A 16,635-nucleotide genomic window follows, 5' to 3' on the forward strand; every position below is an offset into this window, starting at 1 on the left:
AACAAAACTTTGAGGAGGGAAACAGATGAAAGGCAAGCTGTTTATTGCCGAGGATCAGCCGAATTTTCGCAAAGGACTGCTCAAGCTGGCCGGGAAACGGTCCGCCGAGTGGGTGGTGGCGGGAGAAGCGGCAAATGGCCGGGCGGCCCTGTCTTCGATGGAGCAAAACGTCCCTGATTTGCTATTAACCGATATCCGCATGCCCCATATGGATGGGCTGGAGCTGGCCGAGGAAATCAAGGCCCGCGGCTGGGGGACCAAGATTGTGATCATCACGGGCTTTAAGGATTTTGCTTACGCCCAGTCCGCCCTCAAGTTCGGAGTGCTGGACTTTATCACGAAACCTTGCGTAGAAGCGGATATATTAAGCATGCTCGACCGGACCTATGTACGGCTGATCGAAGAGAATCAATCCGGGCGGCTGGTGGAGGATTGGAAGCGCCAGCATGAGGACAGCCAGCTTCGCTCGGCGATTATGGGCATGTCCTGCAACAAAGGGGAGGTGAAGGCCTTGCTTGGGCAGATGAAGGAATTCGAGCTTTACTTTCTGAGCATCCCTACCTATATTTCCGCGGAAAAACACTATTCCACCCAGGATATGCCGCTATTGCAATTTGCTCTCGGCAACATTGTCAGGGAGCATTTGCATAAATGGTATGGCGGCGGCTTCCGGCTTTTCTCCTTGAGTTCATCGGAATGGGCTTTATTGGTGGACCGGACGGCTTCCCGGCCGGAAATGCATTCTTCCTGGCTGGAGACCCTCACCGATTCGATTCAGCATTATTTGAAACTGGCGCTTGCCTGCTGCGGACAAGGACGATGCCGCACGGCGGAGGACTTGCGCCAGGCTTACGAGAGATATTGCAGCGGACCGGGCCGGGAGGCGGCCGGTGAGCGCAGCACAGCCTATGAATCTTTACTTAACCAGACGGCGCTTTTCGAAAAGGAGAAGGAAATCGTATCCTGGCTGATGTCGGAAGACAACGGCCGGTTGAACAAGGAGCTTCTGGATCAAGTGGTGCGGATCGGCAGTATGCCCCCGCAAACCGCCAAAATCGAAGCCCTGCTCCTGGCCGCGGCCCTGCTCCGGCTGGTGCAAGTACAGTTTCCCGAATGGCGGATGGCCGCACGTTCCATCGAGTGGGGTTCCGTCTACAAATGCGAGACGCCCGAAGAGATTGCGGCTTGGCTGCAGGTGTATATCCATGAATTCCTGCGTTCCCATAACCACTGGCTTGCCGGCAAGAAAGACAATCCGGTCAAGCAAGCCATCCGGTTTATTGAAGAGAAATATATGGACGAATGCGGATTGGCCGAGGTGGCGGCCCATGTTCATCTCAACCCCAGCTACTTCAGCAACCTGTTCAAGAAAGCAACCGGCGAAAGCGTCACCGGCTATATCCAAAACCTGCGCGTGCAGAAAGCGAAGATCCTGCTCAAAAGCACTGACATGAAAATTTTCGAAATCGCCCAGGCCATCGGCTTCAACGATTCCAATTACTTCACGAATACATTCAACAAAATAGAAGGGCTCTCGCCGAAGGAATACCGCAAGCGGGCGGCGAGGGCGCCGGAGGGAGTTGCAGATAGATTTTGATGCGGAGGGAGTCCGTCCCTGCCTGGGTGCCGCGAAGGCTTTTATCTCAATTCAGTCTGGGAATAATTCAGCTTGTATTCCTTGGGACTCATTCCGGTATATTTAGAGAACACATGGGTGAAATAAGCAGGTGTCTCGATCCCGACCGCTTCCGCGACTTCAAATACTTTGCTTGCCGGGTTCCTGAGCAATTTCTTAGCCTTTTCAATCCGGTACTTGTTAATAGCGTCGATAATGGATTCACCGGTTACCTTTTTGTAAAGGCGGCTTAAATAGCTGCTGTTGATATGGATATGGTCGGCAATAATTTGCAAATTCAGGTTCTGGTTGTAATGCTCCCGGATATATTTCTGACATTCAATCACAATGTAATTAGGTTGCTTGTCATTAAACGTCAAGGCCCTTAAACAGCTCTCAATCAAACGCTTGAGAATGTCTGTTAACTGCTGAATGCCCTTGCTCTCCTGAATTTGCTTATATATCGTAGTTTGGCTTTCGGTGGGCTCGGGGGCAAAGGGCTGGCTGGCGCTCAACAAGCGAAAGCAATACGAACCAATCAGCAGACAAGCGACTTTCACATTTTCGATGGGCTCCTGCGTGCTTCTGTAGCTTTCGAGTAATTGATCCAGTTGCTGAATGGCCAGCTCGCTTTGCCCATGTTGCAGATATTCGGCAATTTGCTCTGCGTCATGATGAGGAGGCGCTCCGGGAGTGAGCGTTTGGTGGGTATATGGCCTATAAATAGCAACATGATTATCGCTATAGAAATTGCCTTGCAGTGCTTCCTTCGCTTCACGGTAAGCTGTTGACAATGTCAGCACATCCCGGTGCATCGAACTGATCCCGATATTCAAGTGGTACCTTCTAAATTTCTTGGCCATGGAGAGAAGCTCGTTACAAATCGTAAGCAAGGCCTGTGTTGGGATCGCAGCATGATCGCTGTCCATAGAGACGATGGCGAGCAAGGTGTTCTGCTCCATGGCCATCATATATGAGGGACGTTCCTCAAAGGCTAGTGCAAGGAATTGGCGAATGGAAACGAGGAACCGTTGATATTCATGGGTTGAGGGAGAGCTATGCGTATCCTCAAACTCCAAATAGACGGCGAAATAGTCCTCTAGCTGTAACCCAAGTTCAGTGGAGCGGCTGAACAAGCTTGCTTCCTCACTAATTAAGCCCTCAACGGCTTCTTTCAGAAATTTTTCACTGATTTCTGAGAGATGATCATTGATTTTGTTCTCTAGCTGTCTTAATTTCTCCTTTTGCTCTTTCTCCTTCTCCAACAATCGCGTGGCCTTCTCAATGGCCACAGGAAGGTTCTCTGTAGGGTTGATCTTGACCACAAAATCGACTACCTCATACTGTATGGCCGATTGGGCATAAGAGAAGTCGGCGAAGGCGGTAAGGATGATGACTTTAATTTGCGGGAAAGTCCGGTGTACATAATCTGACAACGCCAGACCGTCCATCCCTGGCATACGGATATCGGTGACGATAATATGGATATTGTATTGGCTCAGCAATTCAACGGCCTCCATACCATTAGAGGCTTCGCACACCACCTCACATTGCAAAGCTTCCCAATCGATAAAGCATTGCAGCCCTTTTTTGATAACAGGCTCATTATCCACAATCATGACGTTATACATGCGCTAGTTCCCCCTGATCAGCGGGGATATGTAAAGTAACTTTGGCCCCCGCTCCAAATTCGCTCTCGACATGAATTCCATAAGGCTCGCCATAGATTAGCTTGACCCGTTTTTGTGTGTTGATCAAGCCAATGTTGTTGTGCCCTTGTTTGCGCCTAGCTTTGCTTTCAAATTCATTCCAATCTCGCGGAACATATTCGAACCCGCTCCCGTTGTCCGTAATCTCAAAATAGATGGAGTCGTTGCGGCGATAGATGTGAATATGAATGAGCCCCTTGCCCAGCTTCTTCTCCACACCATGCACTACAGCATTCTCTACCAAGGGCTCAAGGCTCAGCTTGGGAAGCAGCAGATCGAGTATAGCCTCGTCTTCAATCTCAATTGTATACTCGATTTTATCCTCAAATCTTTCCTTCTGCAGATAAAGGTAAAATTGAATGAAGTCCAGTTCCTGACGAATCGGAACCTTGGCCATACTGTTGGAATAGATGCTTGCCTGTAGCAGCTCCGTCAGAGACGTAACCATCTTGTAAACGGTCTCATCTTTGGATAACTTGGCTTTGTAACCGATGGTTATCAACGTATTAAATAAAAAGTGAGGGTTCATTTGAGCTTGCAAAAATTTGATTTCAGATTCTTTGACTAACAGGTGCTTCTCGTAAACTTCCTTGATCAGATAATTGATCTCTTCCGTCATATTATTGAAGGTGCTGCTTACCTGGTTGAGCTCTACATCCTTGTAGGCCGGCATTCTGACATTATAATCGCCCTTCTTGACCTTGCGGAAGCTCCGTAGCAAATCACGCACAACTCGCGTAAAGCGAAGGGATAACAGGACGCCTGCGGCGAGGGACACGAAAGCGATTAGAGCGATAATCCAGATATATCTTCGCATACTCTCGGACAAGGTAGATAGAATTTGCTTCTTGGGAATACCTGCGACGAAGGTCAAACCGGTTGTACCGATGCTGCGGGAGACCGCCAGATAGCTCTCCTGGTTAATCTTTACTTCACCTACTTCATCATGATCCTTCAATGCATAGACGGCGGGTGAAACGATAGAACCCAGCGCCTGCTTATCTGCCGTGGAATAGACGGTTCCCTGATTATCGATAATGTAGGCGATAGCGCCCGGGAAGGCGAGTAGTTCGGCATACTTATCCGCTAAATCGGACTCCTTCGTCCCGAAGATCAGCACAAGGCGGTGCTGGGGAAGGTTAACATTGGACACAATTCGGGTGAAGTAGATCGTACGATCCTCATCGCTTGGCGGGACAATCTCCTTGCCGCGCTCTATATCATGCAACGAATGGTAGATGGCGAGGTTGTTCTTGTTAATTTGTTCGATGTTAGGCTGAGACTTTATAACAGATACATAATTGTCGGCATCAAAGAAAACATAAGCGGTTGATAATAGGCTGATATTCCAAGCGTTATTGAACATCAGGCTATACTTCAGGTCCTCTTCCATTTCGAGCTTATTGATAAATAGTTTGTAATAGTCATCTCCCATCGACACGTCTTCAATGGACCACGCTCTTACCGTTTTGTTGGCAAGGAAATGCAGTGAGGTATTATCAATCACCTGGAAGGATTTCTCGATATTGTCGTTGGTCTGGCCGATCAGAAGCGACAGATTGTCATTGGCATTCCTTGTTAGAACTCCGGAGAGGCTCCAATAGAAATAGTAGCCGGCGAAGGTCATAGGCAGAAGAATAAGCAAAAAAATGATAATGACAATCTTATTCCTTACCGGAATGCGGGAGATAAAACTGAGATGTTCATTGGACATGCTATCTGCTCCTTGGCTAATGACGCTATAGTAGAAGGTTCGGACAACCTTTATTATATAATCTTTTCTTTATGTCGAATAGCCGAACAGGGCCTTCCCTAGCCATTTGGTAAAGAAATCAACAAAGAGTTAAAGAAAACTGAAAGCCCTTTCAAAAGACGGACCTCTTTTCTCTATTTGCTCAAAATATTATAAAAGATCCTGCCGAAAAACCAATTCATTTGCCCTATCCTTTGTTCTACAATGAGGGCTGTAACGAATCGCAATATCCTAAAGGGGGATTTGATTTGAGAAAGTCATTCTACAAATCGAGTTTTATTCTAGCAAGCACACTCATGTTAGCCATGTCTATCTCGGCATGTGGATCACCAAATGCATCAGAGCACAAGGGGGCACCTGCTAACTCTACACCTTCCGAATCGAATCAGGCCGATGCCGCTCCAACCACCAAGGCACCGGTGAAAATCTCTTACTTGACCTTCCGGGTAGGGACCCATGCATCAGCCAAAATGGAGGAAGAACAGATCAAACAGTTCAATGCCAAGTATGGCGAGGAAGTGGAGGTTGTGGTTGAAGAGATTCCAAGTGATTCCGCCTACGAGGATAAACTGAAAATTCTGGCTGCCTCCGGGGATGTTCCGGATGTGGTCATGGGTAAGAACGGGATTAATGACCTATTAATCAAAAGTAATCTTGCAACCCCTTTCAATGAGTATCTGGACAAGGACCCGGAGTGGAAAGCAGCCATTGGTGAGGCCGCCATCACGGCCAATACCCGGGATGGGAAGGTCTGGTCTATCAGTGATCAGAAGCAAAATATCGGCTATTTCTACAACAAGGAAATGTTTGAGCAGGCAGGGATCAAGCCGGCGCAGACCTGGGATGAATTTATGAGCAACAATGAGAAGCTCAAGGCAGCAGGCTTCATCCCCCTCTCGTTAATGACCGGGGAGAACGCCTGGACGACCAACCTGATTCTTGCGGCGATTGTTGGTACCAGCGGCGAGGCAGGCAATTCATTTATGAATACGCTGCATCCCACCGACTTCAATACGCCTGAAATGATTGAAGCTCTCAACCTCATGAAGACGATGCTCGAGAAGTATGCGACCAAGGATGCGCTTGGTGCCGGATACGCGAATGCGGCGAATAACTTCTGTCAGAACAAAGCGGCAATCATTGCTAATGGGCCGTGGATGATCGGAGATTTTAGCGACCCAACCAAATGCAGTGAAGGCTTTGATCAAAAGGTAGGAGTCGCGGCGTTCCCGAACAACAGCATGGTCTCGACCTATGAAGTGGGGTATATGATTGGGGCCAAAACGCAAGAGACCCGGGATGCGGCCGAAAAATTTATCCGTTTCAAGACGGGCATTGAGGGACAGACCATCGCGCTGGAATATGGCAATGTTATGCCCGTATCCGATGAAGTACAGCCTTCCGAGGCGCTTAGACAGAAGTATCCGTTGTTTGTTGAATCCATAGCGGTGGCCCAACAGACCGAGGTTCATTACCGGAACTTCGATGCTATCGTCTATCCCAACGTTACCGACGCTTGGAAGACACTTTATCCGAAGCTGGTCTTCGGCCGCTCGGCAGCAGAGGATATTACACAAGAACTGACCGATATTGCCGCTAAGAGTAAATAAACACTAGCTGATGATTGAGTGTACGAAATGTAATTGGATCTCCGGCGGGCCTGCCTGCTGGAGATTCGATTGGGGAGGACCATATGTATGGTAAGAAAAAATAGAAGGTATATTACGCTGTTCTTGTTGCCGACCGTTGCATTGTTTATTGTCGTTTATGCCGTTTCGCTGATTATTTTGTTCGGCACATCGTTTACCGAGTGGTCGGCCGGACGCAAGCCGATTTTTATTGGTCTGGCCAACTACATTGAACTATTCACCAATGATTCCAATTTCGGCAAGAGCTTTCTGAATACCGTGATCTGGGTATTCCTTCAGTCCACGATTCACGTCGCCATTGGTACGCTATTCGCCATCATTCTCAATTTGAAGGAATTCTATTGGAAGTTTGCGCGAACTGTCTACATGTTACCTAACATCATCTCAGGCGCAGCCGTAGGTATGCTGTTCCTGTGCTTGCTCAACCCTGACTTTGGGGCGGTGAACAGCATAGTCCGCTTGTTTGGCAATGCGGATTACGCTCAGAACTGGTTCATGGATTACGCAACGGCCTTTCTCTCGGTTACGATGACCTGGCTGCCTTATGCGGCTGTGGTTACGATTCTGATTCTGGCTGAAATTGCCGCCATTCCGGAAAGCTTGTTCGAATCAGCGCGTATCGACGGGGCTAGCGAGATGAAGATCAATCTGTATATCCTCCTTCCTATGCTCCGCAATATTATCGGCACCTGCGTGATTTTGGCGGGAACCAGCATGCTGCAGAAAATGGATATCATTATGATGACTACTGGTGGGGGACCTGGCAATGAAACGATGAATTTACCCATTTATATATACAAGACCGCACTGATGGATAACAACTTTGGCTATTCCAATTCGGTGGGTGTTTTCCTCATCGGCTTTGGCTTGATTTTTGTTCTGCTGTGCCGAAATCTGTTCAGAATAGGCAGCTCCCATAACTGAATGGAGCGACTGGGGTGAGAATGATGAAAATAGGTTTGAATGTGCTTAAGTATGGATTTGTACTTCTGATTATATTGCTGTCGCTCGGTCCGTTCCTATGGGTATTCCTGGCCTCCTTCAAGACGAATGCCGAGATTTTGACCAATTCGCTGGGCTGGCCAAGCAGCTTCAGCTTCTCCAATTATTTAATGGCCTTCAAAATTGCGCCGATTTCCAGGTTCTATATTAACAGCGTAATCGTAGGGATTTTTGGAACCGTATTGAATTTGCTTCTGCTTGGAATGGCGGCCTATGCTCTGGCACGTTTTCAGTTCCGGGGGAAGAAGCTGCTGATGGCAGCGTTCTCCTTATCTCTCTTAATTCCGGGTGCTGCCATGCTACAACCGCTCTATCTGACCGTCAATACATTGGGCCTTTATGACAAGCTGATTGGACTCATTATTGTATATGCTGGCTTCGGTTTGCCAGTTTCGCTCTATATTCTAACAAGCTATTTCTTGACGATTCCTAAGGAGATGGAGGAATCGGCTTATCTGGATGGTGCCGGCTTCATCAAGACATTCTTCAAAATCATCTTGCCGATCTCGAAGCCGGGCTTCGGTACGGCTGGTGTCATGCAATTTTTGCTCTGCTGGAACGAATTCCAGTTCGCTATTATTCTGACAACGGGCAATCAGAGCCGAACGCTGCCGCTGGCACTTTACTATTTCAAGAGCCAATTCGCCAGTGATTACGGTGTGATGTTTGCGGCTACGATGGTCGTGATCATCCCAAGTATTCTGGTATATATCCTGCTACAGAAGCAAGTGGTGTCCGGACTTGCTGCAGGTGCGGTTAAAGGTTGACCTGCTGGAAGAGAAACGAAGGGAAAAGACCGAAGAATTGAGGGATGGCAGATGAATGAGGAAAAGCTGTGGCGTCTGAAGGAAGAAGGGTATCACGCCGAACTGCACAAATATTATGAGGGGCTCTTTACCCAAGGGAATGGGTATATGCATGTGCGTGGCAGCTTTGAGGAAGGGTGTAGTGATGCACCCCAGAATGAGGAGTATCTGCGTTTTCCCGATAATGTCACACTGGAGAAGCCAAGGCATCCCAAATCGAAGCAGGGCACCTTCATTCCGGGGATTGTCGGCCACCATCCGCTGCTGAAGGAGGAAATCGTCAATCTCCCTTATTATCTGGGGCTTGAATTCAAGTCCGATGGGGAAAGTCTGGACATGGACCGGTGCCATATTGGCAGCTACCAACGCTGGCTGGATTTGCGTGATGGAAGCCTGCATCGCTCATTTATATGGGAAACGGTAAAGGGCATACGTCTGTACTGTACCTATCACCGGTACATCAGCATGGCAGACTCCCATCTCTGTGTCCAGCGTGTGCAAATGGAAGTCTTGTCAGGTGAAGGGAGCCTGGAGGTGAAGCCAACGCTCCGGGCTAATGTGCGCACCAATGGAATGAATCATTTTGCCCGCGTTGTTCCTGGGGCGGAGTCCGGGGGCAGCTTGTCCCTCGACATCCTGACGGAGGAAGGCAATCAAATCTTCATGCAGTCTGTGCTGGAAGTGTCGGAAGCGGTAACCTGGCAAGCTGAACATACCGAGATGATAGCATCGCTCCAAGTTGAGTGCCCGTTGAAGGCTGGTGACCGATTGACGATCTCCAAGCTGACTGCGGTAACGACAGATCGGGATTTGGAGGAGGGGACAGTCCGTGACCGGGCGCTGATGTATTTGGGTCATGCTCGCGAGTTGGGCTGGGAAGAGCTATATCATCGCCATGCGGCTAAATGGAAAAGCAAGTGGCAGAATGCGGATATTCGAATCAAGGGAGATGACACGGCACAAGTCAACGTCCGGGCTTCTCTCTATCACCTGATTCGCTCCAATGTGGAGCAGGATGACCGGGTGGCGATCTGTGCGAAGGGTTATGCAGGTGAGGCTTATTTTGGCAGATACTTCTGGGATACGGAGGTCAACCTGCTACCCTTCTTCCTGCACACGAACCCCCAGGCTGCCCGCAATCTGCTGCTGTTCCGCTACCATACCTTGGAGGGGGCGCGGCGCAATGCCCGGAAGTACGGCTACCGGGGAGCCCGATATGCCTGGGAGTCCTCGTTAAGCGGCGAGGAGCAATGTGCAAACTGGCAGTATGCGGATCACGAAATTCACATTACAGCGGATGTAGTGTATGCCTTGTACCATTATGTGAACGCGACCGGAGACGATGAATTTCTGGAGCGTTACGGCATTGACATTTTAGTAGAAACGGCTCGTTATTGGTGTGATCGAGTGGATTGGAACCCGGAGGGGTACGGGGAGCTGCTTGGCGTGATGGGGCCGGATGAGTATCTGCCGTTCACCCGCAACAATGCCTTCACCAATCGAATGGTCAAATTCAGTCTGGAGCAGACCGTTCTATGCCTCGACAACCTGCAACATAGTAAGCCGGATGGTTATGCGGCTGCGGTAAAGCGGCTGAACATCTGTCAGGATGAACAGGAGCGCTTCCGGCACACAGCGGAGAAGCTGAGATTGCCGTACGACAGCCAGACGGAAATTGTCCCACAATCCGACGATTTCGCCCAGTATGCTGACGTCGAATTTGATAAGCTCTGGACGGACCGCTCCAGACCGTTTGGTCATTTCATTTCCCAGGAACGAAATTATCGCTCCAAGGCGCTCAAGCAAGCTGATGTGCTTGAATTAATGTTGCTCTTTCCACAGGAGTTCACCCGGGAGCAGATGAAGGCGGCTTATGCGTATTATGAGCCGATCACGACTCATGATTCTTCCTTATCCGCAGCGGTTCATGGCATTGTGGCTTCTTGGCTGGGCCAGAAGGAGGAAGCGGCCAAATTTCTGCAGCGAGTGATGGCGATCGATCTCTCTGTGGAGAAGAAAGGGGCTGCCGAGGGGATTCACATTGCCAATTGTGGCGGACTGTGGCAGCTTATTGTTTACGGCTTTGCCGGTATAGGCACCGCGATGTGGAGTGAGGAGCTTCATCTTGAGCCCCGACTGCCTGCGGACTGGAAGGAACTGAGCTTTCGGATCGCTTGGCGAGGGGAACGCTATCGAATAACAGTTCGTCCGGATGCTTATGAGATAAACAAACTGGACGGGGGGAAATCTGTTGCCAGTCAAACCATTTGAAGCAGCCATCTTTGATTTGGACGGCGTTATTGTCGATACCGCTAAATTTCACTATCAAGCCTGGAAGCGCCTTGCTGAGGAATTGGGGTTTGCTTTCAGTGAGAAAGAGAATGAGCAATTGAAGGGTGTCAGCCGTATGGATTCGCTTGAGCTCCTGCTTCGGGGCGGGAGGAATAACGAATCTGACAAGGGAGCAGAAGGAGAGGTTGGCATCCCGGAAAAATGAGTGGTACAAGGAGTATCTCGCTACGCTTACGCCCGCAGATGTATTGCCGGGCGTAGCCCGCTTTCTTCAGCACTTGCGCGTAAATGGCATCAAGACAGCCATCGCATCGGCTAGCAAAAATGCACCGCTGATTTTGGACAAAGTGAACATTGGGCCGTTGTTCGATGCCGTGGTTGACGGGAATAGTATTGTCAAAGCCAAGCCGGACCCGGAGGTGTTCTTGCAGGCAGCCTTACTTCTAAACGTGGCTCCGTCCGCATGTTATGTGTTTGAAGATGCGGCCGCTGGTGTTGAGGGAGCAATCCGGGCAGGCATGCGAGTGGTTGGGGTTGGAACAGAGTCATTGCTTGCCCGCGCCCATGTGACTGTCACGAGTTTTGAGCAGCTAGAGCCTGTTTTTTTGCTAAGCCGAATTGGCGTATCCGATCTTGGCGTAATGGGAGATCGTCCGTATGAACAGTAAACCCACAGGTGAGTTGATGTTGTCGCAATTTCAACCGGATGTTCCTTATATGCTGCCTGACGGCGGGTTCGTTACCTTGAAGCTGTTTACAGACCGTTTTGACTCGCGCCTGCATTTGCTTACCGTATCCAATGGCAGGCTTGTTTTTACCGTAATTCTTGAACGGGGAATGGATATAGGGGAACTCAGGCTTGAGTCGGAAAAGATCAGTTGGGAGCGGGACATAAGGTATTTACTGCACCCTGATCATGTAGACCTCTCCGACAATGAGCATTCAGGTTGGGATGCAGGCTTCTATGCGGCGGTGGCGGCTATTGGCCCTGAAGTCTTTGGCACTCCGGATGAAGTGAGAACCGTCCACGGGACAGGTTCTTACTCCCCGGCACGCCTGGAATCGATTCGATTGATTTGGGATGATCGGGGGATTTGTCTAGAGGGAACAGTACCGGTAAGAGGGTATGGGGCACTGCCTATTTATGAGAAATCAATTCGGATGGTAACGAATTATGGAGCAGAAGTGCTGTATCGTGAGGATACCGTACGTAATCTAACGGATAGTGCGCAACCCGTAGACGATGGTTATCACATTCAACTGGCGGGGCAGTATATGAGCGGCGGTGGCAGGTATGTTCTGCCAGTATTGAGCAAACACCTGCTGTTACGCGATGCTGCCCCTCCGGAGGAAGATCCGCTTATGATTTACGATTCGCGGACTAAGCTGGACCCAATTCGTTGCTATCAATATATCCCAGGGCCAGTAGAGGGACTGTCGGCACTGCCGCAGGTTCGAGACTACCACACGGCCGCCAGCACTGATGAAGAACTGACGGCCGAGATGCTGGTGAATGCAGACAAAGACGCAGCAGCCTATGTCATCCGTTCACTGGCGTGTTATCCTCGTTCCTTAATCGCCAAGCGGGCGATGACGGACCCAATGTATGCCCTGGAGCCTTGCAAGACAAGACCCAATTCCTTGAAGCAAAAGACGATAGACGGTGAGACTGTCTATGTTGGCGCCCGGGACCAGTGCACGGGTTGGATCATCTTGGGGGCGACACGTAATCCCGGAGAGATTGCCACCCTTGCGAGCTTGATTGAACAAGCTGCGAAGTAAGTAGTCATAGAGAAGTTTATTATCTCCTAACGTGAACCAAGCAAAGACACCTTCAAAAGGCTGAAATTCTGTCTTGTTGCAGGATAGACGAGAGAGCCTTGGGGGTGTTTTTTTGCCTTAAAAATAGCCAGTCACCGGGAGATTTCCGGGCGACTGGCGGCTTCACCTTGCAGCTATTCTCTTAAATCTATCTCACGGACTTCCTCAATTAAAATTCACTGTCGCTTAGATTGCGAATTTCAACCTTCATGCGTTGATTGTCGTTGCCCTGGTCAACAGCCAACCTTACCGTGGCACCGTTGGTATAGGAGGCCCTTTCTACAGTAATGACTTTTCCATTACTTTTGTTGATGATTTTATAGTAGTCCCCGTCTTGTTCTAACTTCCATTGTTGCGTATCGGGGATGTTGGCCCCGGTGGCTCTGGTGTTTTGGCAGATTTGCTGAATGGCTGAACCAGGAAGGATATCCATGACATGACCGCTTTGAACCGATTGAATCTGATAGTACCCTGTGCCAAGGTCCAGGAAGCGCCATAATTGATTATTTCCGTCGCCATTGGCCCACTGGTTAATGACCGCTTGAGGTTCGCTTGATACCCGGTCCACATCCAGGGCTTTCCCGCTATGCTTGGGCTGGATCTTTACCATCTTTTCCGGAATAATCTTCTTGGCATTGGAGCTTATGCTTCCGCCACTGAATTTATCAATGGTGAGGCTATCAATATTGAATCTCCCGGTATCTCCTGCTTCACGGGCGAGTCGAATCGTATTTTTCCCTGCTCTTAGATGAATGGATTCGGTAGCATCCGCCCAGGTATCCCAATTCGCCGTTGGTGGCAAGGAGACTTGTTTGATGCGCTCTTCATTCACATACAGGGTCATGGTTACATGGGATGATTGTGCACCGGAATACCTCAATGTAGAAGTATAGGAAGCTGTATTGGGCACGTTGACTTCAAAGGTAATGGCATCCCCTTTTTGCTCAAACCCTGCGACAAATCCGTTATTTTCATATCTTAGATGATCCTGGGCAACTTTTAAGCTGCCTTTCCGACCAGCTTCTTCTGCCTGATACCTCCAAGGCGTCCGTTTGTTCAGATGAATGCTGTCCAGGTTAATGATGCCAGAATGATTGTTTTCATTCTTATAGGTAATCGTGTTATTTCCCTCTTGCAGGTTTAGGGAATCAAGCTGTTCCTTCCAGACAGTGAGCCCTCCGGTAGCAGGGAGAGTTACATGTTTAACAAAGGTGCCATTCAAATACAGTGCTAGGGTTTTGCCGGCTGCTTCATGGGCGTATCTCAGTTTAACATCATAGGACGCCGCATTCTCTATATGCACGGAGAATTCAACGGATGAATTGGCTTGGGACAACCCCGTTACATAACCGATTCCCTGATTTCCAACTTGCTCGTAAACGACATGGGTATCTGGCGCACCGGTGGTTTGAGCATATTCTGCTCCGTAATGCCAGGTCGCTGCCTCGGTAACGGTGATATAGTCCAGATTGACATTGCCGGTGTCGCCGTCATCATATTTGTACATTATCGTATTTTCCCCTGCGTTAAGGAACACATTGTCATAACGGTCGGCCCACTTATCCCAGCTTCCTAAGCTAAAGAAATCAACCTGTTTGATTTTCTGACCATTCACATACATGCTTAGATTCCTATCCCCACTAAACCCTAAACTGTAGCCCAGGTTAACAGAGTAATTGCCTGCATAAGGGGCATTGACCTTGAAGGTAACGGCTGAATTCGGCACCCATAATCCGCCTACAAATCCAGTGCCGCTATAGCCTGCATGGTCCGTGTCTACCTTGGCGTTGCCGGATAGTTCGGCCTGTTCTGCCTCATATAAGTTGCTTCTTTTAATAATTAAGGCGTCCAGAGCCAGAGCGCTCTTGCCAGCCAGACGAATCTTGTTGCTTCCGGCATGAAGCTGGATTTGATGAACGGATTGAATATCGAAGTTGGCATTAAAACCTGCATTGGACGCAAAGCTAACAACTCGCGGTTGCTCTTGATTCACTCCCAGCCTCATATTAATTAAATCTGGCGTATTATTGTTGTATCTGAAATCCAGAGAGTACTTTCCTGGAGCTTTTGTATTAACCGTAAACTCCACATAGTCATTGTTGCTGCCTTTATTGTATTTGACATAGACACCGTCCGAAGCGTACGCGCTTTTGCCAATAACCTTGGAAACTCCCGACAGCAAGGCGTCTTCAGCTTCATAGGTTTCGCTGTTTTCCTCACCCGAAGGTCTGTTCAGCACCGTACCCGGATTGGAAGGAATCCCGAGATTGATGAAGTCCTGATCGTCCCAATGGATTCTTTGGGCCCGGATGCCCCGGTTCCCTCCACCTTGGCCATGAGTCGGAATTCCGTGGTACATGATCCAGTCCTCTGTACCGTCTTCAGACTTCAGGAACAGAGGCGATCCTGGCCCGTAAGAGCTATTCTCATCGGAGCGCTTCATGATAGGCTCGGGATGCTTCAGCCAAGAGTAGGCATTCATCACGTCCGCTGTTGCGTCAGCTACGGAGACGCCAACGGCATAATTATCATTCATAAAGCTGCTCACCGAGTAGGCAAAATAGGTTTTGCCGTTTCGCTCAACTACAGCAGCCCCCTCATTGATGTTGTCACCGTGCTTCTCCCAGTCATATTGCGGCATGGCGATGGTAACTTCTGAGCCTTCCAATGTCCATGGGTTCTCCATCTTAACGATAGTTGGACTTTCGTCGAATTTCGTCTTGGCAGGATCATTAGGGTCAGGGTAATAGTAGTATTTGGTATAGGTGAAATAGCTTTCCCCCTTGATCGTTACAATGCCACAAGCCAGGCCGTAGCTTTCCGTATTTAGCAGCCCCTTCTTGGTGGTAATCTGTCCGTCGCTGTCGGCATTCGCCGATTCCCCCTTGAGTTCCCAAGTTCCTTCAAAAGGATCGGGAGAAGCGTTCTCCAGGACGTAAGAGCTGGGATGTCCGTAACCGAAGCTGTTCTCTGGACCGGAAGAGAAATAAAGATACCATTTGCCTTCCAGTCTATAAATGTATGGCCCCCATACATATCCGAAGTTATCCGGCTTTTTCCAGACTACTTTGCTCTTGGCAGTGGCCACTCCAAGAATGGTTTCATGTCTTTTTAAAGTGATATTGTTGTCACCGGAAGAAGCAGAATAGTAGTAACCATCGGCAGCCCTGGCAATGGTAGGGTCGGCGCCGCCCATCAGTGGGTTCGTATAACTAGATGTTACCTCTGCATTTGTCAAACTTGATAGCCATAATGAAACGATCATCACAAAGGGAAGTATAATTAGACTTTTTTGTCTCATTGTAATCTCCTCCTTCAGTTATTTGAATACGCTTTCATTTTTTTTGTAGCGCTACAGATTCATTATAAATTAAGAACGGAACTGTTTTTCAGCATCATGTTATACAATATTTTGAGGGATTATATTTGCAGAAGGAAGGTTTTAAATGAAAACTCGATTTTCTTAATTTTTCTTTAGCTTTCTTATGATTTTTTTACTTTAACCGGAACCGTTGCTTGCGGGCGGCGGGGCGTTGAAGCTAAAGGACAAGCTGCCGCTCTTTCTGTGACAATAATAAACAGTTTTGAATGACGAAGACAAACCCCGCGGAAATCCCCGCGGGGTTTGATATTTTCTGTACATTGATTTGATATTAGACAGCAGTGCAAAGAGTTCTCTTCACACGCTTGACCCGCAACTAAGGGTTTGGTTCGAATTAAAGGGAATTCTTCCCGTTAATTTGGTGCGTATGCGGCTGCAGAGGCGAATTAGCTGGAAAACCTCCCGTTAATTCGCCTGAAATTGTGTATATCGGCAATCGGGCCGCGAAATAGATGGAGCTTTTCCAGCTAAATCTGATCGAAGAGCCAAGAGAGGTACATTAACGGGAAATTTTCCCGTTAATGATGCAGACTCCGACGGCGGGACTTTATATCTACTGTTGGCAACGTACATTCGAAACCCTATCACATCCTTGCCCAGCTCCGC

General features: G+C 48.9%; 11 protein-coding genes. 8 read left to right on the top strand and 3 right to left on the bottom strand.

The window, feature by feature from the left end; genetic code table 11:
• Window positions 1-25: 25 nt before the first annotated feature.
• On the top strand, window positions 26-1,597 hold the full coding sequence (locus V4U84_RS10745) for a response regulator transcription factor (RefSeq protein ID WP_334071387.1): 1,572 nt from the start codon (window positions 26-28) through the stop codon (window positions 1,595-1,597).
• Between the two features lie 41 nt (window positions 1,598-1,638).
• Here the strand turns inward: V4U84_RS10745 and V4U84_RS10750 are convergent, their stop codons facing one another.
• Window positions 1,639-3,246: a response regulator gene (locus V4U84_RS10750; RefSeq protein WP_334071385.1), complete on the bottom strand. Its 1,608-nt coding sequence runs from the start codon at window positions 3,244-3,246 to the stop codon at window positions 1,639-1,641.
• A complete protein-coding gene (locus V4U84_RS10755; RefSeq protein WP_334071384.1) occupies window positions 3,239-5,038 on the bottom strand; it encodes a sensor histidine kinase in 1,800 nt (599 codons plus the stop codon). Before V4U84_RS10755 ends, V4U84_RS10750 begins: the two co-directional genes overlap by 8 nt.
• 287 nt (window positions 5,039-5,325) lie before the next feature.
• Here V4U84_RS10755 and V4U84_RS10760 point away from each other — a divergent pair, with 287 nt between their 5' ends.
• The 7 genes from V4U84_RS10760 to V4U84_RS10790 all read left to right on the top strand — a co-directional run bounded on the left by V4U84_RS10760 (window position 5,326) and on the right by V4U84_RS10790 (window position 12,608).
• The gene (locus tag V4U84_RS10760) at window positions 5,326-6,687 is read left to right on the top strand and encodes an ABC transporter substrate-binding protein (protein ID WP_334071383.1); all 1,362 of its coding nucleotides are present in this window, start codon (window positions 5,326-5,328) and stop codon (window positions 6,685-6,687) included.
• A gap of 87 nt (window positions 6,688-6,774) precedes the next feature.
• A complete protein-coding gene (locus tag V4U84_RS10765) occupies window positions 6,775-7,650 on the top strand; it encodes a carbohydrate ABC transporter permease (RefSeq protein ID WP_334071382.1) in 876 nt (291 codons plus the stop codon).
• 20 nt (window positions 7,651-7,670) lie between these two features.
• On the top strand, window positions 7,671-8,495 hold the full coding sequence (locus V4U84_RS10770) for a carbohydrate ABC transporter permease (protein WP_334072040.1): 825 nt from the start codon (window positions 7,671-7,673) through the stop codon (window positions 8,493-8,495).
• Window positions 8,496-8,546: 51 nt separating this feature from the next.
• On the top strand, window positions 8,547-10,805 hold the full coding sequence (locus V4U84_RS10775) for a glycoside hydrolase family 65 protein (protein WP_334071381.1): 2,259 nt from the start codon (window positions 8,547-8,549) through the stop codon (window positions 10,803-10,805).
• On the top strand, window positions 10,786-11,031 hold the full coding sequence (locus V4U84_RS10780; protein ID WP_334071380.1) for an HAD hydrolase-like protein: 246 nt from the start codon (window positions 10,786-10,788) through the stop codon (window positions 11,029-11,031). The genes V4U84_RS10775 and V4U84_RS10780 overlap by 20 nt, the downstream gene beginning before the upstream one ends.
• The gene (locus tag V4U84_RS10785; protein WP_334071379.1) at window positions 11,012-11,494 is read left to right on the top strand and encodes an HAD-IA family hydrolase; all 483 of its coding nucleotides are present in this window, start codon (window positions 11,012-11,014) and stop codon (window positions 11,492-11,494) included. Before V4U84_RS10780 ends, V4U84_RS10785 begins: the two co-directional genes overlap by 20 nt.
• Window positions 11,484-12,608 (top strand): DUF4432 family protein, encoded by a 1,125-nt coding sequence (locus V4U84_RS10790; protein WP_334071378.1) that lies wholly within the window; start codon window positions 11,484-11,486, stop codon window positions 12,606-12,608. The genes V4U84_RS10785 and V4U84_RS10790 overlap by 11 nt, the downstream gene beginning before the upstream one ends.
• Window positions 12,609-12,816: 208 nt before the next feature.
• On the opposite strand, the gene V4U84_RS10795 is transcribed toward V4U84_RS10790, so the two are convergent.
• Window positions 12,817-15,948 carry a CBM35 domain-containing protein gene (locus V4U84_RS10795; RefSeq protein WP_334071377.1) on the bottom strand — a complete coding sequence of 1,044 codons (3,132 nt, stop codon included), beginning with the start codon at window positions 15,946-15,948 and terminating at the stop codon, window positions 12,817-12,819.
• Window positions 15,949-16,635 lie beyond the last annotated feature (687 nt).

It is taken from the genome of Paenibacillus sanfengchensis (assembly GCF_036864765.1).
Lineage (GTDB): Bacteria > Bacillota > Bacilli > Paenibacillales > Paenibacillaceae > Fontibacillus > Fontibacillus sanfengchensis.